Annotated in this window: 21 protein-coding genes, 3 tRNA genes and 2 pseudogenes; 12 read left to right on the forward strand and 14 right to left on the reverse strand. The window is 57.4% G+C overall.

The features are described from left to right. Window positions 1-86: 86 nt before the first annotated feature. Together D2E25_RS08945 and D2E25_RS08950 are read right to left on the reverse strand one after the other, a co-directional pair. Window positions 87-1313: a glycosyltransferase family 2 protein gene (locus tag D2E25_RS08945; protein WP_125981972.1), complete on the reverse strand. Its 1227-nt coding sequence runs from the start codon at window positions 1311-1313 to the stop codon at window positions 87-89. Window position 1314: 1 nt separating this feature from the next. After that, window positions 1315-2964, reverse strand: a complete 1650-nt coding sequence (locus D2E25_RS08950; RefSeq protein WP_125981974.1) for an AI-2E family transporter — start codon at window positions 2962-2964, stop codon at window positions 1315-1317. An 81-nt stretch (window positions 2965-3045) separates the two neighbouring features. Between D2E25_RS08950 and D2E25_RS08955 the strand changes: the two genes are divergently transcribed. After that, window positions 3046-3972: a glycosyltransferase family 2 protein gene (locus tag D2E25_RS08955; RefSeq protein ID WP_125981977.1), complete on the forward strand. Its 927-nt coding sequence runs from the start codon at window positions 3046-3048 to the stop codon at window positions 3970-3972. Between the two features lie 173 nt (window positions 3973-4145). Here D2E25_RS08955 and fucO read toward each other — a convergent pair whose 3' ends face one another. The 5 genes from fucO to D2E25_RS08980 form a co-directional block, all read right to left on the reverse strand. Then, complete coding sequence (fucO, locus tag D2E25_RS08960; protein WP_125981979.1) at window positions 4146-5297, reverse strand: lactaldehyde reductase; 1152 nt, start codon at window positions 5295-5297, stop codon at window positions 4146-4148. A gap of 757 nt (window positions 5298-6054) precedes the next feature. Continuing rightward, window positions 6055-6879 carry a sulfite exporter TauE/SafE family protein gene (locus D2E25_RS08965; RefSeq protein ID WP_277599955.1) on the reverse strand — a complete coding sequence of 275 codons (825 nt, stop codon included), beginning with the start codon at window positions 6877-6879 and terminating at the stop codon, window positions 6055-6057. Between the two features lie 154 nt (window positions 6880-7033). Continuing rightward, window positions 7034-7109, reverse strand: a tRNA-Phe gene (locus tag D2E25_RS08970). 42 nt (window positions 7110-7151) lie between these two features. Next, window positions 7152-7225, reverse strand: a tRNA-Asp gene (locus D2E25_RS08975). A 123-nt stretch (window positions 7226-7348) separates the two neighbouring features. Then, entirely contained in the window at window positions 7349-8107 is a 759-nt protein-coding gene (locus tag D2E25_RS08980) for a DUF4190 domain-containing protein (RefSeq protein ID WP_125981983.1), read from the reverse strand. 185 nt (window positions 8108-8292) lie between these two features. On the opposite strand from D2E25_RS08980, the gene trmB reads away from it, so the two are divergent. Both trmB and D2E25_RS08990 read left to right on the forward strand, forming a co-directional pair. Next, window positions 8293-9123, forward strand: a complete 831-nt coding sequence (trmB, locus tag D2E25_RS08985; RefSeq protein WP_420897347.1) for a tRNA (guanosine(46)-N7)-methyltransferase TrmB — start codon at window positions 8293-8295, stop codon at window positions 9121-9123. Between the two features lie 152 nt (window positions 9124-9275). After that, window positions 9276-9347 (forward strand) — tRNA-Glu (locus D2E25_RS08990). 162 nt (window positions 9348-9509) lie between these two features. On the opposite strand, the pseudogene D2E25_RS10925 reads toward D2E25_RS08990, so the two are convergent. Then, a pseudogene (locus D2E25_RS10925) lies at window positions 9510-9767 on the reverse strand (helix-turn-helix domain-containing protein); the annotation flags it as partial. 470 nt (window positions 9768-10237) lie between these two features. Between D2E25_RS10925 and D2E25_RS10510 the strand changes: the two are divergent. The 8 genes from D2E25_RS10510 to D2E25_RS09025 all read left to right on the forward strand — a co-directional run bounded on the left by D2E25_RS10510 (window position 10238) and on the right by D2E25_RS09025 (window position 14184). Next, window positions 10238-10411, forward strand: coding sequence for a hypothetical protein (locus tag D2E25_RS10510; RefSeq protein WP_164514791.1), 174 nt, complete (start codon window positions 10238-10240; stop codon window positions 10409-10411). Between the two features lie 41 nt (window positions 10412-10452). Next, a complete protein-coding gene (locus D2E25_RS10515) occupies window positions 10453-10608 on the forward strand; it encodes a hypothetical protein (protein ID WP_164514792.1) in 156 nt (51 codons plus the stop codon). Further along, window positions 10605-11798, forward strand: a complete 1194-nt coding sequence (locus tag D2E25_RS09005) for a helix-turn-helix domain-containing protein (protein ID WP_125981988.1) — start codon at window positions 10605-10607, stop codon at window positions 11796-11798. Before D2E25_RS10515 ends, D2E25_RS09005 begins: the two co-directional genes overlap by 4 nt. Continuing rightward, window positions 11795-12322 (forward strand): WhiB family transcriptional regulator, encoded by a 528-nt coding sequence (locus tag D2E25_RS09010; protein ID WP_125981990.1) that lies wholly within the window; start codon window positions 11795-11797, stop codon window positions 12320-12322. Before D2E25_RS09005 ends, D2E25_RS09010 begins: the two co-directional genes overlap by 4 nt. A gap of 43 nt (window positions 12323-12365) precedes the next feature. Next, window positions 12366-12962 carry a ParA family protein gene (locus tag D2E25_RS09015; RefSeq protein ID WP_164514793.1) on the forward strand — a complete coding sequence of 199 codons (597 nt, stop codon included), beginning with the start codon at window positions 12366-12368 and terminating at the stop codon, window positions 12960-12962. A 4-nt stretch (window positions 12963-12966) separates the two neighbouring features. Next, window positions 12967-13206 (forward strand): hypothetical protein, encoded by a 240-nt coding sequence (locus tag D2E25_RS10765; RefSeq protein WP_033892026.1) that lies wholly within the window; start codon window positions 12967-12969, stop codon window positions 13204-13206. Window positions 13207-13312: 106 nt separating this feature from the next. Then, window positions 13313-13720 (forward strand): transcriptional regulator, encoded by a 408-nt coding sequence (locus D2E25_RS09020; protein WP_125981993.1) that lies wholly within the window; start codon window positions 13313-13315, stop codon window positions 13718-13720. A gap of 17 nt (window positions 13721-13737) precedes the next feature. Continuing rightward, window positions 13738-14184 carry a hypothetical protein gene (locus D2E25_RS09025; protein ID WP_239511824.1) on the forward strand — a complete coding sequence of 149 codons (447 nt, stop codon included), beginning with the start codon at window positions 13738-13740 and terminating at the stop codon, window positions 14182-14184. Here D2E25_RS09025 and D2E25_RS09030 read toward each other — a convergent pair. The 3 genes from D2E25_RS09030 to D2E25_RS09040 form a co-directional block, all read right to left on the reverse strand. Next, a complete protein-coding gene (locus D2E25_RS09030) occupies window positions 14155-15327 on the reverse strand; it encodes a hypothetical protein (protein WP_100495932.1) in 1173 nt (390 codons plus the stop codon). The two genes, D2E25_RS09025 and D2E25_RS09030, sit on opposite strands and share 30 nt — an antisense overlap. 263 nt (window positions 15328-15590) lie before the next feature. Next, window positions 15591-16355, reverse strand: a complete 765-nt coding sequence (locus D2E25_RS09035) for a hypothetical protein (protein ID WP_125981995.1) — start codon at window positions 16353-16355, stop codon at window positions 15591-15593. Beyond that, window positions 16348-17835, reverse strand: coding sequence for an AAA family ATPase (locus tag D2E25_RS09040; RefSeq protein WP_125981996.1), 1488 nt, complete (start codon window positions 17833-17835; stop codon window positions 16348-16350). The genes D2E25_RS09035 and D2E25_RS09040 overlap by 8 nt, the downstream gene beginning before the upstream one ends. Before the next feature lie 348 nt (window positions 17836-18183). Between D2E25_RS09040 and D2E25_RS09045 the strand changes: the two genes are divergently transcribed. Next, a complete protein-coding gene (locus D2E25_RS09045; RefSeq protein WP_125981997.1) occupies window positions 18184-22479 on the forward strand; it encodes an LPXTG cell wall anchor domain-containing protein in 4296 nt (1431 codons plus the stop codon). Window positions 22480-22702: 223 nt separating this feature from the next. Here D2E25_RS09045 and D2E25_RS09050 read toward each other — a convergent pair whose 3' ends face one another. The 3 genes and pseudogenes from D2E25_RS09050 to D2E25_RS09060 all read right to left on the reverse strand — a co-directional run. Further along, on the reverse strand, window positions 22703-23911 hold the full coding sequence (locus tag D2E25_RS09050) for an MFS transporter (RefSeq protein ID WP_163194607.1): 1209 nt from the start codon (window positions 23909-23911) through the stop codon (window positions 22703-22705). 18 nt (window positions 23912-23929) lie between these two features. Beyond that, window positions 23930-25042 carry a HesA/MoeB/ThiF family protein gene (locus D2E25_RS09055; RefSeq protein WP_125981999.1) on the reverse strand — a complete coding sequence of 371 codons (1113 nt, stop codon included), beginning with the start codon at window positions 25040-25042 and terminating at the stop codon, window positions 23930-23932. A 277-nt stretch (window positions 25043-25319) separates the two neighbouring features. Continuing rightward, window positions 25320-25600, reverse strand: a pseudogene (locus tag D2E25_RS09060) (glycoside-pentoside-hexuronide (GPH):cation symporter); the annotation flags it as partial.

A 25600-nucleotide genomic window follows, 5' to 3' on the forward strand; every position in this document is an offset into this window, starting at 1 on the left:
CATCTACTCTAACCGTGCACATTACGCGTACGATCATTCTGTAGACGTATGTGCACGATACGAGTAGTACGACATGCGCACTGCGGTTAGGCACCTTTGTGAACGATGGGCTTCCACTGGGCTTTGGAGAAGATTGCCTGGAAGGAAATCGGCACATAGCTGAGCATGTAAATCGGGAAGCTCAACACGTATGCGAACAGCTCCTTGTTACTCGCGCCAATATGATCGCGTTCAGCAACAATCGTCAGCGCAGCCAGTGCCATCATGGTCACCACCGTGAGCACAATACCGGAAATCCAGCTCGACATGGAATTGAGCTGGCTCTGCCACGTCACAAATCCAAACGCAGCAAACAACCAACCGAGCACGATACGCACCAAACCAAGCAACGTAAACGGGCACAACAGCAACGTGAAATCAACCGCGGAAAAATCGCGTTCACGCACCGCGCGTTTAACAAGCGCCGGGCCATAATACCTAAACACTTGCAAGAAGCCCTTGCTCCAGCGCAAACGCTGACGCCAGCTTTGTTGGAAGGTAACCGGCTGCTCGTCGTAGAGCATTGCGCTGCCGCAATAGCCAATGCGATCGCCGTGCAGGATGGAATCCATTGTGAATTCCAGATCCTCAGTCAGCAGGTGGAACTTCCAACCCTTGTTGCGCTTCATCACTTCGCGCGAAAACATGAAGCCCGTACCGCCCACATGGCAGCTGGAGCCGAGAATCATACGCGAATTGTTGAGGAATCGCGATTCACGAATAAACCACAGTGCCGAACCGGAAGACACCCAGTTATCCGCCAGATTCACCGAATTACGGTAGCTCGTGAGAATACGGAAGCCGGACTGGAAGGCTTTGTTCATTTCCTCAACGTAATGCTTGTCCAGACGATTATCGGCATCGAATACGAAATACGCGTCATAGTTATCAGCAACGCCATCGTCCATCATGCGGCCGAGCAGGTAGGTGAGCGCGTAACCTTTGCCGATAAGTTTGAGATTATTGCGTTCCACAACATAGCAGCCGCGATCGCGCGCGAGCTGCGCAGTGCCGTCCGTGCAGTTATCAGCAACAAGCCAAATGTCGATGAGCTCGCTCGGATAGGTTTGTTCACGCAACGAATCAATAAGATTGCCGATAACGCCTTCCTCATTGCGCGCAGAAATAAGCACGGCATAGCGCTTGTTCATTGGCGCGTCGGGGAATTTGACCGGCTTGGAAAACAGCGACATCACAATGCATGCCGCCTGGTAGATGACGCCCACACCGCCGAGCACCACCATGACTACATCAAGTACAGTGAGTAAAACCATATCAGCGCCACCTGCTTCGTGGATTATCAACTGCAGGATCGCTCACTGCAGCCGGCGAATCCTGAGAGTCGTGAGAGTCATGAGAGTCATGAGAGTCGTGAGCTGCGCGAGCATCTCCCTGAGCATCCTGAGCATTATCAGCGTCTGCCGCATCATCAGCATTCGCCGCATCGTCGGTAACATTCGCAGTCGTGGAATCGTTCGCATCACTGACACCGTTCGCATCACTGACACCGTTCGCATCAGCATCGGTTGCACTATCGTCTTCGTCAACGCCCGCAAGCCCAACGCGCGCGTTACGCGACAGTACATCCTTCGGAATCGCCACTGTCTCAGACTCCTGATCATCAAGATCATCAGATTCAGCAATCTCATAAATCTGATCGCGTAAGTGTCGCACTTCGTCACTAATCGGCACATGAGCGCTTGAACCGCGCGCAGCACGCGGCATGTGATCACTCACCGGCTTAATCACATGCTCACTAAACGCTTCAGCACCCTCCACAACCTTCGACTTCTTCACCGGTTCCGGGTCGCTCATCAGCGGCGAATCCACCAGCTCATACCGCTTGGTGTACACCTTGAAAATCGCCTGCAAACTAGCCGTAATCGGCAGCGCGAGGAACGCGCCCAGCGCGCCAAACACTGAGCCAAATACCAGCACCGCTAGGAAGGCGATAGCCGGGTTCAAATCCATCGTGCGCTCGGAAATCTTCGGCGAAAGAATCAGATTCTCAAACTGCTGGTAAATAGTAATGAATACCAGCACGCCTACCGCATAGCCGATACCGTTCGACCCCCATGCGAACACGACCGGCAGCGCGCCGCCAATATACGTACCGACGGTGGGGATGAACTGGGAGACGATGCCGCAGAACAGCGCCAACGGCAGCCAGTAGGGCACGTGAATGATTTCCAAGAAGATAGCCGTGCACGTTGCGTTGATAAGCGCGAGAATCGAGCGCGAAAACAGGAAGCCAGAAATTTGATCCTGCACCACGGTCCACGCGAGCAGGAAGCGTCGCTGTTGGCTATCGCCGAGCCACTGGCACATGCTGCGGCGCATCTTGGGGCCCGCTGCGGACACGTAGTACGTGACCATGAATACGGTCAGCACATTGAGCAGTGCGCTAAACAAGCCCATCGTAGTGGTAAGCGCTTGGCCAGCGAAATTCGTGACCCACGAGGTTTGCAGGTTCTTGAAAATTTCGGTGCCCAGACTGTTGATTTCAGGCATGTGGAAGCTGGTGTACTGTTCGACCGCGTCTTTGATCTGATCGTACAAGGCAGGAAGTCCACGAACCATGGAAATCACCTGCTGCACAAACATGGAACCGAACAGTGAGAACAGCGCGATAACAATCACTGTTAAACCGATCAGGCTTACTGCAGCAGCAACCCCGCGCTTCCAGCCGTGGCGAATCATAATCAGCACCATCGGCTCCATAGCGAGCGAGAGGAAGATGGAAATCACCACGTCGAGCACAACGTAGTCGATTTTGCCCCACGATTGCCACACGAAAATCGCCAAGAATACGGCAATCACCGCATATAGCAGGCCTCTCCCCCACCAATCCGGGGGTCTGCGGGAATCCCCCTTCGCTGGGAATACCGATGCAAAATCGATTCTCTGATTATCCTGCTGCGTCATGATTCCCCATTCTAACCATGGTCGTTCCTTTCGTTCGAGCGAACGATGTGGCTGTTCGCGGCGCGCTTGTATGCTGGAGATATGCTGAACGTTTCGATCGTCATCCCTGCATGGAACGAAGCCGAGCGCATCGCCGACTGCCTGCTGAACGCAACCCGGCAGACCGTGATGCCCCATGAGGTGATTGTTGTTGACAATAAGTCAACTGACAACACTGTCCAAGTCGTGGAAGAGTTTATGCGCAAGCACCCCGAGGCGCCGATTCGCCTCTTACACCAAAACGAGGAGCAAGGCCTGATCCCGACGCGCAACTTTGGGTTGAACGCGGCGACTGGCGACGTGCTGGGCCGTTTTGACGCCGATTGCATGATTAAGCCAGATTGGGTAGAAGTCGTTTCCGGTATTTTTACCGAAGACCCTGAGGCGATGGGCGCGACTGGCCCGGTTATGTACTACGACATGCCGTCACGCCATTTTGGTTTGAAAGGCGATAATTCCCTACGCAAGCGCATTTACAAGGCAGATGATGGCCAGCCGCTGCTGTTCGGCTCAAACATGGCGTTGCGTGCGAGCGCGTGGCATGCGATTGCTGATGAAGTGTGCCGCGATAAGTCTGACGTAATGCATGAGGATATTGATATTTCCCTGCATTTGATTGGTAAAGGGCTTAAGACCGTGTATTCGCCGCGCATGATTGCTGCAATGAGTGCTCGACGTATGGATACCTCGCTCAGCTCGTTCTTGAATTACATGCGCCGCTTTAAGAATACGTTTAACGCGCATCCGCAGCATTGGCGTAAACATAAGCCGGAGATTTTGTTTACGGCTATGTACCCGGCGATGCATCTGTTTTACCCGGTGTGGCAGAAGGTGCTGAATACTGCGGATATTAATCCGGCTGAGGCTGCGTGGATTAACGAGCAGATGGAGTTGGCTGAGAAGGAAGGCCGCGAGCTGTTCGATGAGACTTCGACTGATGAAGTGTATGACAAGAAGCACGAAGAGTGATGATCTGATTACTCTGATTACGCAGCGGCGATAGTCGATAGTCGTAGCTGTGGCGCTGCAACACAGCTGCACGGCCGCACACGAGAAAGGCCTCGATTCCCACACGCGTGAGAATCGAGGCCTTTTCGCTCTCAATGACGAGAACAGTCAGTCCTGGTCAGATCACAGTCAGATCACATCAGCGACTTGTAGATCGCGAGAATGTCCTCTTCGGTGGCCTTGCGCGGGTTGCCCGGAGTGCACACGTCGTTGAACGCGTCGTGAGCCAGCGGGGCGAGATCAGCCTCAGTGGCACCGACTTCGGAGATCGTAGTCGGGTTCTTGAGGTCCACGGTCAGCTTGTGGACGGCCTGCACAGCCTCCTCGCGCACCTTCTCAAGGTCGCCGGTGTAGGCATCCTCAACACCGAACGCGTCGGCAATGTCACGGTACTTCTCGCCGGTGTAATCCTTGTTGTACTCCATAACCGGAGCCAGCAGAATGCCGTTGGCAACGCCGTGAGCCACGCCCAGGCGGCCACCCAGCGGGTGAGCCATGCCGTGTACCAGGCCGAGGCCGACGTTGGAGTAGGCCATGCCGGTGATGTAGGAGGCGTATGCCATCTGCTCGCCGGCCGGGATGTCGCCGTCGGCAGACTTGGCGAGGTTCTTGGCGATCATGCGGATGGTCTGCATCGACAGGCAGTCGGACAGGCTCCATGCACCCGGCGTGATGTAGCCTTCGATCGCGTGGGTCAGGGCGTCAAGGCCGGTAGCGACCTTGAGGCCGCGCGGCATGGAATCCGTGAGGTCCGGGTCAACGAAGGCGACGATCGGGATGTCGTGCGGATCAACGGCGACGAACTTGCGCTTGTTGGCAGTATCGGTGATCACGTAGTTGATGGTCGTCTCAGAAGCGGTACCAGCGGTGGTCGGCACGCCGAAGATCGGCACGGACGGGTTCTTCGTGTCCGCAACACCTTCGAGGGAGAGCACGTCAGCGAACTCCGGGTTGGCGGTGATAATACCGATGCCTTTGCAGGTATCCTGCGGGGAGCCGCCGCCCAGACCAATCAGGAAGTCAGCGCCGGAAGCAGCAAACTTCTCAACGCCATCCTTAATGCATTCGACCGGCGGGTTCGGCTTCACGTTGGAGAACACCTCGTATGGCAGGCCAGCCTCGTCGAGAACCTTGGTGACCTTCTCAGCGGTGCCAGTTTCCAGCAGCACCGGGTCGGTGACGATGAATGCCTTGGTGAAGCCGTGCTGCTTAGCAACAGCCGGAATTTCCTTGATAGCGCCACGGCCGAAATACGCGGTCTGGTTGAAAATCATGCGATAGACCATACTGGTTCTCCTTCGAAACAGTGCTAGGGTTCATTCCCCAGCCGTCTTGTGTAACGGGTCCCATACTACCGCAGATTCTGGGAATATGCTGGAAGAGTTAGCGCAAACACGCCAGCGTTTCGTTATGGAATACCGCTGTATCAGCTCGGACTACCGAATTTGACCACCACGCGTAGTCTCAACAAGGCACTCCCCTAGCGTGCCAGCCCTCATTCGGCGGGTTCTAGCGATCGTTGCACTGCCGGATTATTCCCCTCCCCTCATCGTGTGCATATCCGGTTCATTTCTTCCGTTGTGTGCATATCCGGATCACGTACAGCACTAAGGGGGTATTCCAATAAACCGAATATGCACACAACCGAATCATTCAGTTGATTTGTGTGCATATGCGGATCATTCATCCATACGCACACACGGAGAGCGTGCACATCCGGTTCATTTCTCCCATTGTGTGCATATCCGGATCACGTACAACCCTAAGGGGGTATCGCGATAGACCGGATATGCACACAACCGAATCATTCAGTTGATTTGTGTGCATATGCGGATCATTCCCCTCCAACCTCCAGCCTATCTACCGCCGGTTTGTGTACATATACGGACCATTCACCCCAGTCGTGTGCATATCCGGACCATAAACACAGACAGATCGTGTGCATATCTGGTTCATTTATACGAAAGTGTGCATATCCGGTCTACATACAGCCCTAAGGGGGTATCCAAATAGGCCGGATATGCACACAACAGGTTAGGCAGGCTAGGCTGCGGCTTGGCGCATGCCTTTGATCGCGGTCCAAATACCGCGGATTGCCAGGAATGTCAGCCATGCGGCAAACAGCAGCGAGCCTGCACGCGGCGATATCCAGCCGGCGATATGCGTGCCCAGCGGCGCCGTGATCATTGCGCACACGCCGATGATCAGGCCGCTTTTCAGATGCACGATGCCGCGCTTCCAATTAGCGAACGTTCCCGAAATCGCGCCAGGGAACATCACCAGCAGCGAAGTACCGCGAGCCATCAGATCGCTGGCACCAAACAGGAACGACAGAGCCGGCATCATGATCGCACCTCCTCCAATGCCCAACACGCCGGCGATCGAGCCAACCACAACGCCAAGCAGCACTAGGAACACACCGGACCAGAAATGCAGTACGAGATGCCCGTCGCGCGCTGGTGTGAATACGATCTGCTGAATGATCACGAAGATGAGAAACACTACCCATATCCACCGCAGTGCGATTTCAGGAAGACGACTGAGCAGCAGACTACCCAGCTGACTGCCGGCGATCACGCCCGCGGCGAGCAGTAATGCCGCAATCCAGTTCACGTTGCCTTCGGTCGCGTAGGAGATCACGCCGGAAATCGATGTTGGCACAATAGCAGCCAGAGATGTGGCAGCCGCGTGGCGCTGGCTCAATCCGATCAGCACCAATGCCGGTACGATGACGGTGCCGCCGCCGATGCCGAACAGGCCGGATAGCAAGCCGCACACCAAACCTGCAACAACCAGTACTAGAACGTCGCGCTTTGAAAGACGCTCTTTAGCTCCACCACGCTTGGTATTTCCCTCAGTCTCATTCACGGGAGCACACTGTAGCATCGCTGCCAGCTGGCCATCCAAGCACATCCGAGTTGTGACCCTTAGCCCTTGCCCCTAGCGCCCTAGCCCGCAACCATGCGCGGCCGAATAGCGAAAACCCGCAAGCCTTGGAATTCTTGGCTTGCGGGGTTTCCCGTGGTGGCTCCGAGCGGCATCGATCCGCTGACCTAACGATTTTCAGTCGTTCGCTCTACCAACTGAGCTACAGAGCCATTGAACATAAAAACCCGGCGAACCGGGTTCCCACATTCGAGCGACCCCGGCCGGACTTGAACCGGTGACCTCCGCCGTGACAGGGCGGCGCTCTAACCAACTGAGCTACGGGGCCGTGTTAACTTGTTTCAAGCAACGAGTAGATATATTACAGATATTTCTACCGTATGCAACTCTCGGCGTGTCTCGTTGGAATCATGCGGTTTTCGCAGTTTCCATAAAGCTCGCCTCACGCTTATCAGCGCAGCCAAGCAAAAGGACTCATAGCGCGAATCGCCGCGATCTGCCGTAGAGCCACATCTTCGAAATCACCGTAATCCCCACCAGAGCAGTCACTGCCCACGCAATACGAACCCGACCATCCGCTTGGATCGTTATTGATCGCCCATATCACCGCCACAACGCCGATGATGATAGCCACCACGATAATGGCAATGCATATAGCGCTGATCACGATGCTGGCAATAGCGAATCCCTTGCCGCGCTCATGCGTGCGGTTAATCTGCCGCAACGCGATGATTGAAATAATAAGAGCTGCCGGAACGAAAAAGAAGCACAGTACAAATCCTATGATAGCCAACGTGTTCCACCGTTCTGCTGGTGGCTCGTAAAAAGGCGACGGATAATACGCGCCGGACGGCGGATACTGAGCATATGGTTGGCCACCATACGGCTGACTGCTGTATGGCTGACCGTACTGGCCGTACTGAGGGTTCTGACCGTATGGCTGACCATACTGTGGAGCTTGCTGGGCACCATACGCGGCGCCCTGTGCATCGGACGCAGTCTGACTATACGGGGTTTGCCCGTACGGCGTCTGTTCATACGGAGCCTGCGCGTACGGATTCTGCCCGTACGGCGAAGAAGTCTCATACGGATTGTTCTGCTGCGGATTGTCCTGCGAATTATTCGGCGACGACGGCGAACCCCAAGATTGCCCAGCACCATCGCGCGGATCGTTTGAATTCCCCATTGGATTATTGAAATCAGCATCCATGCCACTAGTGTACCCATCATCCCTGCACGAATGCCGGAATCCGAACCACAATCACACCCCGCATTGAGCCCCGAGCTCTGCACTGTGTTCGCTTTTGCAAGCCATGCGAGAACACGCGAAACGCCCGACGTCGGGCAGCGACGCGATCATTAGAGGAACATCACATAGGCAACCGCCCGAGGAACATCGTAAGGAGACAGCAACCCGTGTCAGACGAAATTGACCAGCCACACTACACCCCGCGTCCAGTGCTCTCGTTCGTACGGCGCTCCGGCCGCCTGGACGCCCGCCTGCAGCGCGCATGGGACAACTTCGCCGGCACCTATCTGCTTGATATTAACGCCGGCGAAGGGTCACTCAATGTGCGCCCCGACTTCACGCTCGACAAGGACTATGTTCGCAACACGTGGGGCAACGATAATCCGCTGATCGTAGAGGTGGGAACCGGCCAGGGTGAGAACATCGTCGCGGCGGCCGCCGCCCACCCCGACATGAATTTCCTAGCGTTGGAAGTGTACGATCCTGGCGTTGCGCATACGCTGCTGCTTGCCGGCAAACAGAATCTTGCCAACATTCGCATCGCACAAGTAAACGCGCCCGAATTGTTCGCTGCGGCCGCCGACGGTGTCATCAAGGAAGCATGGACGTTCTTCCCTGACCCGTGGCCGAAAATGAAGCATCATAAGCGTCGCATCGTGCAACCGGAGCTGGCTGCGCAGATTCATCGCGCGCTGCAAACCGGTGGCGCATGGCGAATCGCCACCGACATTGAAGATTACGCGCTGCACGTGCATGAGGTGATGGACGCGCGCGAAGATTTCACCAACGCTGGCACAATCACCGTCAGCTTGCCGACCGAGCACGTTGGTAAGGGCAACGCTGAGCTAGCGAATGACATGCCACACGCTGACTTCACCGAGTCGGAGCGCTTTGACGGCCGCGTGCTGACCAATTTTGAGAAGAAGGGACTTGCAGCAGGGCGCGTTATTCACGACTTTACCTACGTGACGCGCTGACAAGGCGTGGCGAGGTAAGACACAGCAACGCGCAGCAATGCAAAACGCGGCATAGCAAGGCAAAATGCGGCGCAAGCAACACGACCGACAGCCGGCGCGACACGCCGATTTGCTCTACCGCGACAACTCGTGTATTGTCAATCGAGTTGTCCGCCCCCATCGTCTAACGGTTAGGACACCAGACTTTCAATCTGACAACGAGAGTTCGACTCTCTCTGGGGGTACTCACCGGCTCCGGGTTCCACGAGGTATCGTGGCCCGGAGCCTTTTGTTTCCAACGGTTTCAGGCCGCCAGCTTGGCCTTCAGTTGCTCGCACAGGAAACCCGGCGGTGGCTACTGCCACCAAAGATGCACCTCCGTCACTGCTCATTCCGCGCATCATCTGCTCGTACATCGACGCATCCAGCAGGGAGAGCGGGGGGACGTTGAAGAATTCCGCCACTGCGGCGATGTCCTGGATGGTCCAGGAAGTCTTGCCGGTCATCTTCGCGGACACGGCGCCCCTCTTCAGCCCCAGTGCCGCGCAAAGTGACTGCTGGGTCATCCCGCGGCCGGTCAGCTGCATGTTGACGTTCCAGATGAATACCCTCTGCAGGTAGTCGCCGAGTCCATTGGATTCGGGCGACGGTTCGATTTTTGCCATATCAAGTCCTTTCAGATTGGAGTTGTCCAATATCGATGGACATAATCCTACAACAATGATTTGCTGCTGTGCAAGTTTCTTGATATATTGTCTATTGTGAATGGACTGACGGCAAAAATAATGGATTCTCCGATGCGTCGCTATATGACGGCGGCGGGTCTGAGCTGCCGAGACCTCGCGAGGGAGATGGGTACGTCCAAATCCTCGGTCGCGGGAAAGGTCAACGGCTCGATACCGTGGCAGCAGTCCGACCTGATCTGGCTGGCCATTCACCGAAACCTGTCCCCTGGGTATGTGCTCGGCATCGACGCCTATCTCACGGATGGCGGGTGGAAACCCGAAACGAGAATCCCCGGACCGGCTGGAACCCGGCGCGGGGATTGAACGGCAACAACCATGGAGCCGCGGGCGCGCATATCCGCCAAGATCAGACGCCCGTCGTTCCGATTCCCCGAAGGAGGGTCATCGCCATGACCGATTCTACCAATACCGCCGGCATTCGCCCGGCATCTGTCTTCGAGCCTAATCGCCAGCGCGACGCCGTGCGGCGGACGACGCGGGCCGGCGGCAAAGTCGATCTGCGCATCGCGAAGGCGCATGTGCTGTCCATGCTCGCCCACCCGTCCCGGGGCTCGCGCCGCTGAGGCGCGCGTCCGCGGACCGTTTCCCCGATACCGGCCGAACCATGTGGTGGCTGGTCGTTGCCGCCGTGTGCGTGTCCGGCGGCGTTCTCTCGTATGCGTTGTGCCGCGCCGCCCGTCTGGGCGACGACATCGGCGCGAGGCTGCGCGAACGCCGCGAAGCGGACCCGGAGCATGACGGTGGGAAGGTCGAACGATGAGCAGCAGAGCCGAGAACTGGGCATGGGAGCGCGACGACGTCAAGGGCATCACCAAGTTCGTGCTGGTGTATCTGGCCCGCCGCGCCTACTACGACGATGGCGCCGCCGCGTGGCCGAGCGTGGAGACCATCGCGTTCAACTGCGGGTGCTGTGAGCGCACCGTGATCCGTTCGTTGCAGGAGTTGGAGCGCAAGGGCTACATCAGGCCCGGCGACCAGGAGATGTCGGCGCGCAACCCGCGCACGCGCAAGCCGATCGCCAAGGGACACCGCTCGCGCGTATGGGACGTCGTCATGGACGGCGACCACGCCGCCGAGAACATCGAGGAGAAGCCCAGGAATCTGGACGCGCTGGCGGAAGGCGACGGCAAACCGGATCCAGACAAGGACAATTTGTCACCCGACGGATTGTCACCCGAACCGAAGGGCGTGGAGCCGAGGACAAATTGTCCCGGAATCTTGGACAGAAAGTCACCCAATAGACAAGTGATAAACAATTCTCCCCTCATCCCCTTCGGGGATGCTCCCCTCAACGCCGAACAAGCCTCCACGAAGACCGAACCCGTTCCGGCGACCGATTGGGGCAAGGCCCTGCCTCCAAGGGGCTGCAGGAACCCGCTATGGGTGCCTGAACCCGGCAAGCTGCCCGAGCCGGTCACGGAACGCGCAGGCCAGGAGGTGCGCGTGCTCGACGGCATCCGCCGGCGCATGCTCGCCGTGGACCAGAGGTTCGATGTTCCGGCGACCATGGCCGACCGCAAGGCCGTCCACTCGCTGCTGATCGATCGCCCGTACGGCGAGATCGTCGCGACGATGGACTGGGCGTACCGCAACCGCTACTGGCTGCCCCGGCTCACCAGCGGCGCCAGGTTCGCCGCGAACTACGTGCAGCTGCGACTGGAAATGCTCACCCATCCCGATCCGACGGGCAAGCGGGCGCCAGACGCCCCGCTGCCGGTCGTCAAGGACCCCAACCGGGCGATACCGGTCAGCTCGTCGTCCGCGAGCCGCGTGCCGATCTACGGGGCGGCGCTGCTGCGCACCTCGCTGTGCCAGGAACACATCGAAGGCGCCATCTCGCAGGAGGCGTGCCCGGTATGCGCGTACGACAAACGCAACCACGCCACCCACGACGTCGCCGGGCGCCGCAAGGCGAAAGCCGTTGCGCCGGCGGAGGCGGTGCGGCCATGAGCGGGGACGGGCAGCGTCTTGAGGCGTGGAAGAAGGCCGGCGAATGCCGCGATTTCCCGCAACCATGGTCCGACTACCTGTGGTCGCTGGAGTTCGAGCATCGTCCCGGCGACGCGAAGGCGTTCCACTCGGTCGCCAAGGCCGTGTGCGAACGATGCCCGGTACGCGCCGAATGCCTGGCCTATGCGGCCAGCGGCGGGCTCGAATGGGGCGTGTACGGCGGCAAGGTGTGCACCGACCGGCGCAGGATCGCGCGCATGGCCGAAGCCGACGGCGTCCCCTGCCGGGACCGCGGCCTGCCGTGGCCGCAACGCTGGCGGCTGCTCACGGACTGGATACGCGCCCATCGGAACGTGTTCGACGAAGCCACCGACGAGGCCAGCACCGAACGCCAGCAACGACGCCTGCGCGCACGGGGCAGGACGGCCAATCGCCCCGCCCCGCATGAGCCGTCAGGCAATCAAACATTCAAACAAGCAGGAATCCAAGCAATCAGACAAGCAGACAATCAGGCGACCGACTGATCAGGTTCGCGTGATCGCCGGCAATCGCAAAGGAGAAGAACGAATGCGCATCGCCATAGCCAACGCCAAGGGCGGGGTCGCGAAGACCACGTCCAGCATTTACATCGCCTCGGTCATCGTTTCCAGGGGCGGCAGCGCCGTCGTGTACGACGCGGACCCGCAGTCCAGCGCGAGCCTGTGGGCCGCCGCCGCTGAACAGACCGCGGACCCGCTGACGTTCGACGTGCTTCCGGCCAACCAGGCCACGCTCCGTCAGCTCGCCGCGGGAGCGGACCCGGACGAATGGGCGATCATCGACGCGCCGCCGCAGGGGCCGACCCTGGACATGGCCATCAAGGCCGCCGACTTCGTGATCGTGCCGGCGTCGGACTCGCCCATGGACCTCCAGCAGGCATGGAGCACCCTCGACATGGCCAGGATGAGCACGCCAGCCGCGCTGCTGCTGGTCAAGGCCGAACGCAACACGAAGGCGTTCCGCGACACCATGGACGCGCTCAACGCCATGGACACGCCCCGGTTCGACACGATCGTGCCGAAGGCCCAGTCCTACAAGCGTTCGCTCGGCACCAACCCGCACCAGCTGGGCGAATACCGGGACCTCGTCACCGAACTCCAGCAGATCGCCGGAAAGCAGGAGTGAGACCATGCAGGGCAACTACCAGCCACTGGCACGGCCGGTGCCGTTCGACGACGTGCTGCGTCAGCAGAACAAGACCTCCAAAACCACGGGCGAACCGCTGGTCATGCTCTCATTGCGCATACCCGTGTCGCTCAAGACCCGGCTCAAGACCACGGCCGCCGCGCACGGACTGCCCATGCAGCAGCTCCTGCGCGACGCCATCGAACGCGAGCTCGACCGGCTCGACGGCGACGATGAGCCGTAACCCGTCAGACAATCAAGCAATCCAACAAGTCAGCACCCAAACATTCAGGCAGTCAAACATGCAGACGCAATCCGGCAAGCCGGCGCGTCTGCGGAAAGGAGACACTATGGACTATTCGATGGAGGTCTCCGTGCTCGGCGACCGGATCAGCATCGGCGAGGAGGCGCACGTCATCATCCTCGGCGTGAACACGGGATTCCCCGCGGGCTCCACGGCGGGACTGGCGTACACGCTCTCGCCATTGCAGGCCCGCGTGTTCGGCGCGCAGATGCGCGCGGCCGCGGACGCCGCCGAGGGGCATCCGGGCATGCCGTCCGACGAGGAGGTGAACGCGGCGGCGAAGGTGTTCTGCGGCGGCGTGTGGAACGGGTTCGACCCCGTCAGCATGATGCCGACCGAACAGTTCGACCGGTTCTGGGGCGACGGCGAGGGCCACCAGCTCTACCTGGAGATCGCGCGCCACGCGCTCATCGCCGCCCGCATGTCCATCCTCGCCGGGCAAAACGAAAGCTGACAAGCAAACAAGCCCGCATGCAGACAATCAAACAATCAAACTTGACTGCATGCAGGCAAGCTGACATGCAAGCAATCAAGCAAGCCAACAATCAGGAAAGCAAACAATCCAACAATCAGGAACGGAGCAGAACCATGAACGACAACCACAACGAAAACGAGGAGCCCTTCGACGGCACGAGCGAGGATTCCATGCTCGAAGACCAGATGAGCGCGCACATCGCGGCCATCGCCGCCAGCGGCGTCGCCGCCGAAGCCGAAGCCTTGGCCAACCGGCAGGCCGACATGGCGGCCAGGGAACGTCGTGAAACGCGACTGGCAATCCTCGCCGCCATCGCTATCATTTGCGCTTTCGCTATCTGCGTCATTAAAACGTTAAAAAATATACATGACCCGGACGATAATCACTTTGATAAATATAGAAAATTAACCCAATTAAACCAATTGTTCCTCAGATTGCATTAGGTCAATAAGTCGCCGAGTTAAACTGACGTTTTTCTTTAGTTTTGCGGTTCTTGTTTCAATAAACAGGAACCGCCTATTTTTTGACGATAAAGAAAAATAGCAGATACAAAGCAATAGGATAAACAATAAAACACAGCTTACATAAAACAGGCATTGATGAGACGTAAGAATAAAAATCATACTTAAATACATTGATGCAATAAATGAGAAAACCGACAATGCAATACAATAAAGTATTTTTAGTGGACGAATTTCTTTCGTCAATCCTTCAAACACCTTTATTGAATCATAAAGGATACTTCCTAGAACGTAAACTGACAACCAGTAAAATACAACCAATGTAAAAGAAATCACCAAATTGGCCAACAATAACTTATGCTGATGCACGGATGAGCAAACATAGACCAGAATCACAAACGACAATCCGACACCATTAAGAGTCCTATTCCATCTTCCTACACTGCGAAACACATAGCGCTTTCTTTTCCTATTGGCGACATTGCATAGCTCTTTTTCCGCTTCGTGCAATCTATTGGATAATTCCTTCAATCGAGTACGATAATTCACAGATATATCGCCTATGCCGTAAAGCATAGTGAAACAAAACAATAAACCGAAAATAAGAAGAACACCAAGTCCTTTCCCATACCGGAGAATCAGACTAGCGGATGACAGGCCGAGAAAGCAGACGGAAAGATTACTGAATCGTATGAGCGTTCTACCCATAGACCTGAATCTAAACATATGGTTTTTTGAAAGATCCTCAACTGCGATACCCACGGAAAGACCCGCAACTATCGCCAATAGAGCGAGGATAATAGACAGGCCTGCATCTTCTGCAAAACAGGGGAAAGCTTTTAGTATAGATTCCGTCTTGTTCCAAGAAGATTTTTCTGCCAACTCATTTAAAGATAATTCCTTACAATGACGGGCTATGGCTGAAATAGAGGATAATATTATTCCAATAATAAGCCAGAAAGACTCGTATCCAAGCCATCGTAAAAATTCAGCGTTTTCAACCTTGTTGTCAGTATATATACTATCTAGGTCGATTCCCGGATTACCAACCGAAATATGATATTCATTACTGCGATATAGCGGACTTTTATAAGGTGTGGAGATATGCTTTTCATGTATTGTCATATTGTATACTTCCTTGTACGTAATCATCTGCAATTCATCGACAATGTCTTATCGACTGCGAATCCGCGTTCCATGTAGTCCTCATTATCTACATCATGCTCGCATTTGTCGAAGCAGAAATAGATGCGAAATACAATGTTATAGACGACCTCTGCGTTATGTTACAAATACTCTAAGTCTATATTCTTAACCATAATTCGCGTCCGCAGCCGGATGGTCCTAGGATTGCTAATGCGACTCCAGGCTATCCAGCTACGGATGACCTATTGTAGTTCGCCTGCTAGGTATGGTTCCACGAATGCGAGGTTGCTGCCACGTTCGAGCGAGTGGAAGTCCTGCATGGCGTATTGCCAGGATTCCTCCCAGGTGGCCGGGTTGCCGTGTATGCGTCGCAGGGATTGAAGGGTCGTCGAGAACAGGTTCGGGTTCTGCGTGAAGCGGTCGGCCAGTTTGATGGCGCCGCTCTGCTTGTGCTGTGCGTCCAGGTTGTCGGTCCTGCCGCGGAAGGCGTGTTCGAGGTTGCGGCTGACATAGAACAGACGGTATGGAATCAAGACGGTGCGGCCGCCCTGCTTCTTCCTGAATCCGTCGAGTTTGAGCAGGGCGTCCACGCCGTTTCGCTTGGTCGTTCGGTCGGCGATCAGGGCGGAGCGGTTCGTGGTGATGATGTCGGTCGTCGAGTACAGGGTTTCTTTCGCTGACGGGTCCTCCCGCACTTGGTCGTCGGGTGTGAACGCGCCGTCGAGGTCGCAGATCTGGATGACATGGCCGAGCTGGCCCCATGTGCGATCATGGTCCTTGAGATAATACTCGACGAGTTCGCGCACCGTTTGTGAGGGTTTGTCCGCGGGGTAGAACCCGTTGCGCCGGTGGAATTCCTCGCGGTGGTTCGGCGCGGTCAGCACGTCGCAATGGAATTCCTGGCCTTGGAACAGGCGGTTCTCGATCAACGCCGAGAACGCCGGCACGAGCAGGCTGGCGTCGCTCGCGCCCTCCACGACCAGCAGGACGATCTTGCGTTTAGCCACGGTTCGCCTCCGTTCCGGCGGCGTTGAGTGCTGCCAGATCGTCGTCGATGTCGTCGTCCTCGTCGGGGTGGCCGGCGGCGTAGAGGCTGTTGCCGAACATGCGCGGGATGGGCGAATCGTAGATGTCGGGGCCGCTCCATCCGAGTTCGCTGGCCGTCAGGTACCGTTTGCGCTGGTTGTTTGTGGAGGACTTGCGCGGGATGGTCGCGAACCGGTTATTGGGGTCGGTCACCGTCGTGCGGATGCAGCTGTTCGGCAGCACCTCCAATGCCCGCAGGTTATGGGCGGTGAACACCAGTTGTCCCGCGCACCCGTCCGCCAGCTGGTCCAGCATGTCGCCGAGCAGTAGCTCGAACACGCCGGAGTCGAACTCGTCCACGGCGACCAGTGCGTTCTCGTCGTTGTATGCGTGCTTGAGATAGCCGAGCAGCGCGGTGATGCGTATGATGCCCTCGCTCTCGCAGCGGAAGGGAACCGTGACGTCGCCGCGGCGGGAGAACAGCTCCGCGGTGACCCGGTCCTCGCCGTCCTTGCCGGAAGGCGCGGTGCCGGTCTTCAGCAGGACGTGCAGGCCGGGCACGATGGTGGGCAGGATGCGGTCGAAGGACTCCACGGTCTGCCCGAGTCGCTTCGCCTGGCCGGGGGTCAATGGATTGGGCTGCAGCAGGTCGAACGCGAACTCCGTGTTGCGACCTTCCGGGTTCTCCTCCATGATCGGGATGATCGCGAACGCGGCGTAGGAGCCGCGACGGGTGGTGGACACGAAGATGTCGTTGGTCGCGTAGCCGCACAGGGCCTCGCGCAGGCGAACGAACTCGCCGAAGCGTTCGTTGATGTACGTCAACGATCTGGAGGACACGCCGTTCGCCTCCCGCACGCGGGCCACCGCCCAGTCGATCAGGAACTCGGCGTCCGGCCGGTCGTCGAGCGTGGCGCACCGGGAGAACAGGAACGAGCGCCCCTCCATGTATGCGCGGTCCGCGGTGCGCGAGATCACGGTCTTCACCGAAGCGACCGCCTCGATGGAACGCCACACGTAGACCGGGGTCGACACGAATCCGTCCGCCTCGGAATCCTCCATACGATGTCCCAACACCTCACGGCCCAAGCGCGAGGGATCGTCGCCGATGCGCACCGATTCGGCGACGACGCGCGCCCGCGTCGAATCCGGGTTCGCCTTGCGCATGGACACCCTGTACTCAAGATAGTTCGGCTTCTGCTTGTCGCCGACGAGGAACGTCGCCGTCACGGTCGCCGAACCGGCGCTGGCGCTGACGACGTCGCCGGCGGTGTCCGGCAGCATATTCCCGGACAACAGCGCGCGCAGTATCCCGATGGCGTCGATGACGGTGGTCTTGCCGGACCCGTTCTGTCCGTAGATGCCCGTGACGCTGCCGCCGGTGGGCAGATCATCGAAATCCAGGACGCCATGCGATATGTTCCTCATGTCGTCCAGAACAAGTCTTTTCAAACGAATCATCGCATTGCCATTCTCTAAAACTCACAATAATCAATTTTTAATTGAAATACATGACTATTATACAGCGTAACCTGTGTGCATACCGCCGCGTTTCGCAATCAGATCATAACCTGAGCGACACAACAGCCCAGATCCACGATGAGGTGGTTCGACCGGGACAACGTCTGTCCGCCGCAAGACCACCTGGAGCAGGGTGATGCTGATGGTGCGTTCGGGGTCCGACGGCCGGCCGTCGGGCTTGCGGGCGTGCTTTTCTTCCAGGGACCCGGGAGGAGGCGGGTTCTGGAGTCCCCGTCTCCTCCCTTTCCCGGAGAGGGGCTTGTGATCGCATGTGGGAAAGGATTTCGTATGAGGTTCGGGAAGAAGGGCACCGGCGCGGTGGCGTCGATCACTGCCGCCGCGGCGTTGCTGGCCTGTCTGGTTCCGGTCGCGTTGGCCGATAACGGTGGCGGTGGTTCCGGCGAGGATGGCGGCGGTTCGGGCGGTGGTCCGACGCAGACGGCCGATGTGCATTGGATCTACAAGGATTCGTGGCCGGCCACGCTGGATGGCATGAAGACGGCGTTGAGTGATGCGAAGGTGCGTCTGTCGTCTGATCTGGCGAACGGGCAGAACCAGTTCGTGAACATGAACAAGACTTTGAGCGACGCGATCGATGAGTGCCAACGCTCCTATACGGGTGAGGGGAACGCGGACTGCCGTCTGGTGGCGGTGGGCTACGTGCGCTTGGCGGATGGTTCGTTCAACGGCAGCTACGTGAGCTCGAACGCGAAGAACCGTTGGGAGGCGCAGTGGAAGGCCGAGGCGAAGGGCGACTACACATATCAGGGGCAGAAGTACTCGACCTCGACCACGTGGAAGGACAAGCTCGGCACGCGCAGCGTTGACTCGCTGGCACAGGAGTCGATCAACTCCAACCCGAACGCCTCGTTCCGCGTGATCGTGCTGGCGCAGAACCAGCCGCCGGTCGATTACAAGCTGAACGTGACCACCAGCCACAAGCAAAAGACCGACATGCAGGTCGGCTCCATCGACCCGATCGGCGACGTCATCCACGCAGACAACGGCGGTTCCGCGATCAAGGAGACGTTGAACGGCACCGCGATCATCCATTACGAGAACGGCCCCTACCTGTCCGCGAAGAGCGTGAGCAAGTCGATCAGCTTCTCCAGCAATGGAGACACCCAGCTCGACAATCTCGCCTCGCCGAAGGATTTCGGCATGAAATACTGGGCCGAGGGCTCGTACTGGATCGACATTCAGGTGCCCAAGCAGGGCCGCATGCAGGCGGCCGTGGACACCGCGGACCGCGATCCGGCCGAATCCTGGAAGGTGAGCTCGGTGCCGCCCGAGCCCCCGGTCAAGAAGATCGAGGACGGCGTGAGCGCCGACCGGATGACGAACCGCACCACCATCACGTACGGCACCGGCCGTGGCGGCTACGAGATGCGTTTCCGCGACGTAATCGAACCTAACGGCGTCGAATACTCCGTGGACAACTACAGGCTCATCGACAGGACCGACGGCAACCGCGACGTTTCCGGCGAGTTCGAGATCAATTGGGACAAGGCGTCGAACACGGTGTCGGCCGCTCGGTCGGCGGACAAGGGCGAGATGCCCATGGACCATGTCTACGAATTCAGCTTCGACGTGACCGTGTCGAAGCCCTCTGACTTCCAGCAGGTCAGGGACCATGCGTGGGGCCAGTGGAACCACGAGCCCGAGGCCGACGCCGGAACGAAACAGTTCGATACGTGGCGGCCGAATCCCGACAAGAGCTGGATCCGCCTGAACGCGAAGGGCCAGTGGGAGGCGGTCATCGACCCGAAGGAGACCAACCGGACCGGTGCCGACGATATGACGCTTCTGGACGGGGACCGGGTCGCCTCGGTGGTCAACGGCACCATCGCCAAAAACCTCATCCAAGCCCCGGAGGCTCTGACGCTCACGGACGACTGGTCGGCCGCCGACTACCTGTTCGACGCCGACGACAAGTCGAAGATCAAGGTGTACGAGGCCGATGCCGGCACCGATCGCGAGTCCAGCGTCACCGACATCGCCAACCACGGCAGGGACGTCACCAACCAGTGGACGATCACGATGGAAGGCACCACGGTGACCGCCACCGCAGGCCAGGCCTACCGCGAGGGATTGAAGGGTCTGAAGACCGCGAAGCAGGTCACGCTGCTCATTCCCGGCAAGGCGTCCTATGCCAACGGCAAGGGTGCGGGCCAGGTGCGCGACGACTTCGGCAAGCAGTCGAGCGACGAACTGTCGTTCTGCACCACGCCGGACGGCAAGGCGCTGACGAACAAAGGATCCCAGACCGTCAACACGCACACCATCCCCACGAACGAACCGAAGATCTGCGGCTACATACCGCCCGTCGTCAAGGACGTGGTCGGCGAATCCTCGCAGGGAGGCGACCAGGCGTCCGTGGACGGCAGGGTCGTCTACCCGGGCCAGCGCGTGGAATACCGTCTGGAGACGCAGCCCCACCTGCCCGGCAATCTCGCGTACTCCGTCAGCGAGGTGGCGGTCACCGACACCTACGACGAGCATCTTGAAGTGGACAAGCAGACCCTGGAGGTCACCGACCTGTCCACCGGCAAGTTCATCCCGAAAACCGAGTACGAGACCCAGTGGAACGACTCGCAGCACGCGGTGCGCCTCGTGTTCTCCGACGGGTACGTGAAGACCAATTGGCGCAACGGCGCGAACCCGCGCATCATCGTCCGCTTCGAGGGCACGGTCGCCAAGGACGCGCCCACGGACACCAAAATCGGCAACCAGTGGGCATTGACACTGAACAACATGGTCACCCCGAGCAACAGGGTGTGGAACGAACCGCCCGACTTCACGCCGGTGAAGAAGGACACCCAGGCCGATCCGTCCATCAGTATCGACGGCAAGACCGCGCTGCTGGGCGACCGGATCTACTACCGCGTGACCATCGATGCAAAGCAGACCAACCAGGCCTACAAGGTCTGGAGGCTCGGCATGATCGACGACTGGGACGACGAATACCTCTCCCTCGACGCCAAGCGCATCGAGGTCACCGACACCGCGACCGGCAAGGACGTGACCGCGAAGTTCAACATCGCGGCGATCGACGGCGTCGCCTACGTGTACGCCAAGACCGCGGACACGAAGGTGCCGGCCACCGGCGAGACCATCAAGGGCGACCCCCAGCCCAAGGACCTCAAGGAATACGCCGAAAAGAAGGACCACGACCCGTTGAAGGAGCCGGCCATCGACCAGTCGATGCTGGGCACGAGCTACGAGGTGAGCCTGCCGATGACCGTCATCAAGGTCACCGACGGACATATCGTGAAGAACAAGGCCACGCAGGTCGTCAACGACACCCGCAAGGACACCAACGAGGTCGTCAACCCCCTCAAACCCGTCAACCCGTCCAAGGACGTGGTCGTGAAGGTGGACGGCGAATCCATCGACAAGCAGAGCGTGTACCTCAACAGCCTGTTCCTCTACCGTCTCGACAGCTCCGTGCTGCCCGCGCACCGCGCCTACCAGAAGGTCACCGACTGGAGCATCACCGACCCGCTCGACACCGAGCACGACCAGTACACCGGCCAATGGGCCGTGTACGCCATGCGCGACCTGACCGAACAGGGCAAGGTGATCGCCCATAAAGGCGTGAAGATCGCCGGCAGCGGCTTCGACGCCGGCGCATACGGCGGCGAACTGTTCACCCTCGCGCAGGACGACAAGGGCGTGGTCACCGTCGCCGCGACCCAGCGCATGCTCGACCTCGTCAGCGGCGACGACGAAAGCGAGCAGGCATGGACCGCGTTCATCCAGTGCAAGCGCGTCAAGACCGGAGAACACATCGCCAACCGGTTCGACGAAACCCTCAACGGCACCAAACGGCCTTCCAACCAGGTCGAGACGCACACGCCCGACATGACACCGAGCCTGAAGATCGAGAAATGGGACGAGGCCTCCGGCTGGCCGGCCGGCGACCGCGACCAGGTCAAGGACGCGCTGGCCATGCAGGGCGACACGCGCATCGTGTTCACCATCACCAACACCAGCACCACCGACCCCGACACCAAGCAGGGCGCATGGTACCGCACCAAGGACCTGAACCTCAAGGACCAACTGGTCGCCGGCGACGGCCGGGTGACCGATCTCGAATACCCCGCCGATTGGGACAGCCGCATCCTCAAGCCCGGCGAGAGCGTCGAGGTCAAGGGCGTCCTCAAGGGCGTGACCAACCATCACACCGACCGTGCCACGGTCACCGGCACGCCTCTGATCGAATGCGTCGTCTCCGACCCGGATCCGTTCGACGGCAAGGACGAGACGTCCGCACCCGATGACGCGGTCACGATCGACGGCAGGCTCGTCTGCCCCGACACCGAAGTGGTCAGCAACACCGACGACTGGAACGGCTACCGGACCGGGCTCGCCCACACCGGCGCCGCTATCCAGGGCGTGATCGCCGCGGCGATCACGCTGCTCGCCGTCGGCGTGGGACTGGTCGCCGCCCGCAGGTTCAGGCGCGGGAACAACGCCGGCGGCCGCCACTCCGGCACGATGCAAACCGTCGATGCCGAGAACGCCGACGCGGATGCCGTCGAAACCGCCGATCCGGTTCCCGGCGGGCAATCCGTGGTCTGACCGAAGCGGCAGGGACCGCTCTCTGCCGCGATGATTCTTCCGGCCGGACGACAATCCGGCCGGAACCCCGCCGGTTCTCTTCCTTCTTCTCTCCCCGGCGGAAATTTGTGGGGCTGCACTCGTCAGAGTGCAGCCCCACTTTTATACCCGTTGAAGGATTGATGGTTTCTTTATGCGAACGAACCGTTCGAATTAACATTTATTCACTATGCACGCAAACACTCTACAAAGTGGTCGTATCCCAGAATTTCGTTTGCGGAATGGATCTAAGTGGTTTTCCTAGAGTGATCAGCATAGATACCGCAGAACATGTGACACAAAGAATTACCACTCCGGTAAAACCGGACGGCGATTCCAATATCCAACCAACGAGCGCCGGTGTAAATGAACTGAAAACGGACAATACGGTCTCCATTACTGAATCCGCCCGCCCTTGCATATTATTCGGAGTATGCCCGTACAGGAAGCCGAGGAGTGAAGAATTACAAGCTGGAAACAGGAAGCCTCCCAATGAAACGCATGCAAGAATAACATAATAGTTATCCGTGAAAATCATCGGGACAAGGGAAATTCCAAATAAAACTACCGTTAAGGTTGCAATCAATCCAGGAGATAGCGTTTCGGTGATTTTCATCGCACACAATGATCCTAGGAGCATCACTATTCCCATAACGCCGTCAATTAGACCTATCAGAATCGGATCCGTTCCTCTTGCCGCCAGCATAAGCTGTGTGCCAATAATAATTCCGGTACAAGCTATGTTGCAAACTGCACCAAAGGCCAGATAACTACGAAAACGGGAGCTGGACATCACCCATACGAACCCATTTTTCAAACTTTCAATAAATGACTCATCCTCATTATCTTCCACAGAAACTGTTGGGTTTGAAAGCTTCTTCGCTGAGATAGCACTGATAATATGCATGACTCCACATGCAGCAAAAGGGCCCCAAGGAGAAAGTCTGTAGAAGAAACCGCCAACAGCTCCTGACAGGATTCCAACGCAGGATTCGCGAGTTTCGCGTATTGCCTGGGATTTTGCGAAAAGTTTAACAGGAACAATGGATTTCAGTATCGCATTATTTGATGGACACAACAATCCGGAGTTCAATGCAAAGAAAATGACAATTCCAATAAACATCCATGTGGATATCTGATTTCCGACACAGATCAAAATGACGGCAATGACAGAGAGAGACGCACCTATGACTCCGAGAAGCATCATCATTCGCCGTCGATTATGACGATCGGCAATAGCGCCGCCAATTGGTGTGGCAATCATAGTCGTGACCGACACCAATGTGACTACGATGCCAGATATGAACTCTGACTTCGTCATGGAGATTATCACCAAAGGTATGGCAAAGAGCCGTAGACTCGTTGCAACCACATCGGTGGTATCTGAAATGAACCAATGACGATAATCCGGCATTTTCCATAATGAGTTCATTTATCCACGCGCTTTCGCTATGTGTGCATGATGGCAATCTTGTGGAACATCGATTACATAGGAGTCGAAATAGTTATACATGTTGACATGTATTATCCGTCCGACACTCTGCGGGGAAAGGTCAAGAAGATATCGGATTCCCTCATATGCAGATAATGCCGCGGATATTTGTGCAATGGGCCCAAAAACAGGGTTCACGTCCCTTTGGAAATGCATATACGCAGATGAACGATGCTTCAATTCCAGTTTTTTCGTCACTGATTCAATCAGACACCTGAAACAACCGGTCTTACCGGGGACATATATGCCACATTGAACGATCGGACCATTATAACTGCAAGATATCCATGGAATATTCGTATACAGTGCAGCGTCATTAGCCCATTCCGTAATTTCTTCCGGAGAATCAGCGCAGCAGAAAAAGAAATCCATTCCGTCTATCAGTTTCATAATATCATTGTTGCCTCGGATATGTTGCTGAACGCTATCAACTTCAACATTATGGTTAAGATGAAGCAGTTTATTCTTTACAACATCCACCTTGAGCGCGCCAATATCCTCTTCATCAAACAGCATTTGACGGCTTAAATTGGATAGTTCGACGGTATCATAATCAACAATTCGAATATGTCCAACCCCTGATGCCGCTAAGTGGTAAGCTACGCCGCTTCCGATTCCGCCTAGCCCAAGAACAGCTACCCTCTTCTGTTTGAGCAGTTCTTGCAAATGCCAGTTTCCGCAGATTTTGCCTTGGTTGATCCAGGAGAGGTAGCGGTTACTCCTCGAATATCTTTGTTTCTCTTCATCGCTTAAGGTTGTCGGTTCCTCTACGGTTTCGAGGTGTCCCATTCTTTCAATTTCACGGATTATATTCAGGGATTGCGTTCTGGTATAATGAGTCAGATTGGCGAGACGTTCGACGGCATCGTCCAGGTCATATTCACCATTAAGGACTTGGTTAATGACTGCTGCGATTTCATTATCTGGATCAGGGAATTGATGAGCTAATCCTGATGTCATCGACCCGATAATGGATGTTTTCGAATCGAGCGGTAGAACTTCATGACCGCTTCTTATTTTTATCTTCATTTTCTCGCCTTCTATTTTCTTCAAATAAGAACGGCGGGCTCCTTTGACAAGGAGCCCGCCATAATCCTTTTATCAGCCGCCACCAACGCGGTATGCGGTGCAGATATCGGGATCGTTTACTTCGGAAATCATGAACGCTTCATCCTGCATGATTCACCTCCTTGTGAAAGCCGAAATGCGCGGTGCATTTCTTGGTACAGAAGATACCGCAGGATAACCGGTGCGGATGTTCGGGAGGAGGGGATTGTCATCTAAAGATGACAATCCCCTCCTCCCGAACATCCGCACCCCCAGCTCGGCCCTACTGCTTGTTGGTTTCCTCGGAGGCGAGTCGTTCTTCGAGCTGTTCGACGATGTGGTCGTGCATGTTCTCGTCGATCTTGACGGTCAGGAGGAAGACGACGAGGCTGGCGACGATGCCTGCGAGCGGCAGGTAGTAGGCGCAGGTCTTGAACGTGCGGATGTTCGCGGCGGTCATGTCGGCGGCGGTGGCGTTGCCGACCATGCCGGCGGCGACGGCCACGAAGCCCACGATGCCGTTGGACAGCGCGCCGGCGATCTTGTCGAGCATCGGGCGCACGG

Source organism: Bifidobacterium goeldii (assembly GCF_003951095.1).
GTDB classification, from domain to species: domain Bacteria; phylum Actinomycetota; class Actinomycetes; order Actinomycetales; family Bifidobacteriaceae; genus Bifidobacterium; species Bifidobacterium goeldii.

Bases quoted from the DNA above. Each gene is read 5' to 3' on its own strand.
- D2E25_RS08945 (WP_125981972.1), bottom strand. From the start codon at position 1,313: ATGGTTTTACTCACTGTACTTGATGTAGTCATGGTGGTGCTCGGCGGT.
- D2E25_RS08950 (WP_125981974.1), bottom strand. From the start codon at position 2,964: ATGACGCAGCAGGATAATCAGAGAATCGATTTTGCATCGGTATTCCCA.
- D2E25_RS08955 (WP_125981977.1), top strand. From the start codon at position 3,046: ATGCTGAACGTTTCGATCGTCATCCCTGCATGGAACGAAGCCGAGCGC.
- fucO (WP_125981979.1), bottom strand. From the start codon at position 5,297: ATGGTCTATCGCATGATTTTCAACCAGACCGCGTATTTCGGCCGTGGC.
- D2E25_RS08980 (WP_125981983.1), bottom strand. From the start codon at position 8,107: ATGGATGCTGATTTCAATAATCCAATGGGGAATTCAAACGATCCGCGC.
- D2E25_RS10510 (WP_164514791.1), top strand. From the start codon at position 10,238: ATGACCGATTCTACCAATACCGCCGGCATTCGCCCGGCATCTGTCTTC.
- D2E25_RS10515 (WP_164514792.1), top strand. From the start codon at position 10,453: ATGTGGTGGCTGGTCGTTGCCGCCGTGTGCGTGTCCGGCGGCGTTCTC.
- D2E25_RS09005 (WP_125981988.1), top strand. From the start codon at position 10,605: ATGAGCAGCAGAGCCGAGAACTGGGCATGGGAGCGCGACGACGTCAAG.
- D2E25_RS09010 (WP_125981990.1), top strand. From the start codon at position 11,795: ATGAGCGGGGACGGGCAGCGTCTTGAGGCGTGGAAGAAGGCCGGCGAA.
- D2E25_RS09015 (WP_164514793.1), top strand. From the start codon at position 12,366: ATGCGCATCGCCATAGCCAACGCCAAGGGCGGGGTCGCGAAGACCACG.
- D2E25_RS10765 (WP_033892026.1), top strand. From the start codon at position 12,967: ATGCAGGGCAACTACCAGCCACTGGCACGGCCGGTGCCGTTCGACGAC.
- D2E25_RS09020 (WP_125981993.1), top strand. From the start codon at position 13,313: ATGGACTATTCGATGGAGGTCTCCGTGCTCGGCGACCGGATCAGCATC.
- D2E25_RS09025 (WP_239511824.1), top strand. From the start codon at position 13,738: ATGCAGACAATCAAACAATCAAACTTGACTGCATGCAGGCAAGCTGAC.
- D2E25_RS09030 (WP_100495932.1), bottom strand. From the start codon at position 15,327: ATGACAATACATGAAAAGCATATCTCCACACCTTATAAAAGTCCGCTA.
- D2E25_RS09040 (WP_125981996.1), bottom strand. From the start codon at position 17,835: ATGATTCGTTTGAAAAGACTTGTTCTGGACGACATGAGGAACATATCG.
- D2E25_RS09045 (WP_125981997.1), top strand. From the start codon at position 18,184: ATGAGGTTCGGGAAGAAGGGCACCGGCGCGGTGGCGTCGATCACTGCC.
- D2E25_RS09050 (WP_163194607.1), bottom strand. From the start codon at position 23,911: ATGCCGGATTATCGTCATTGGTTCATTTCAGATACCACCGATGTGGTT.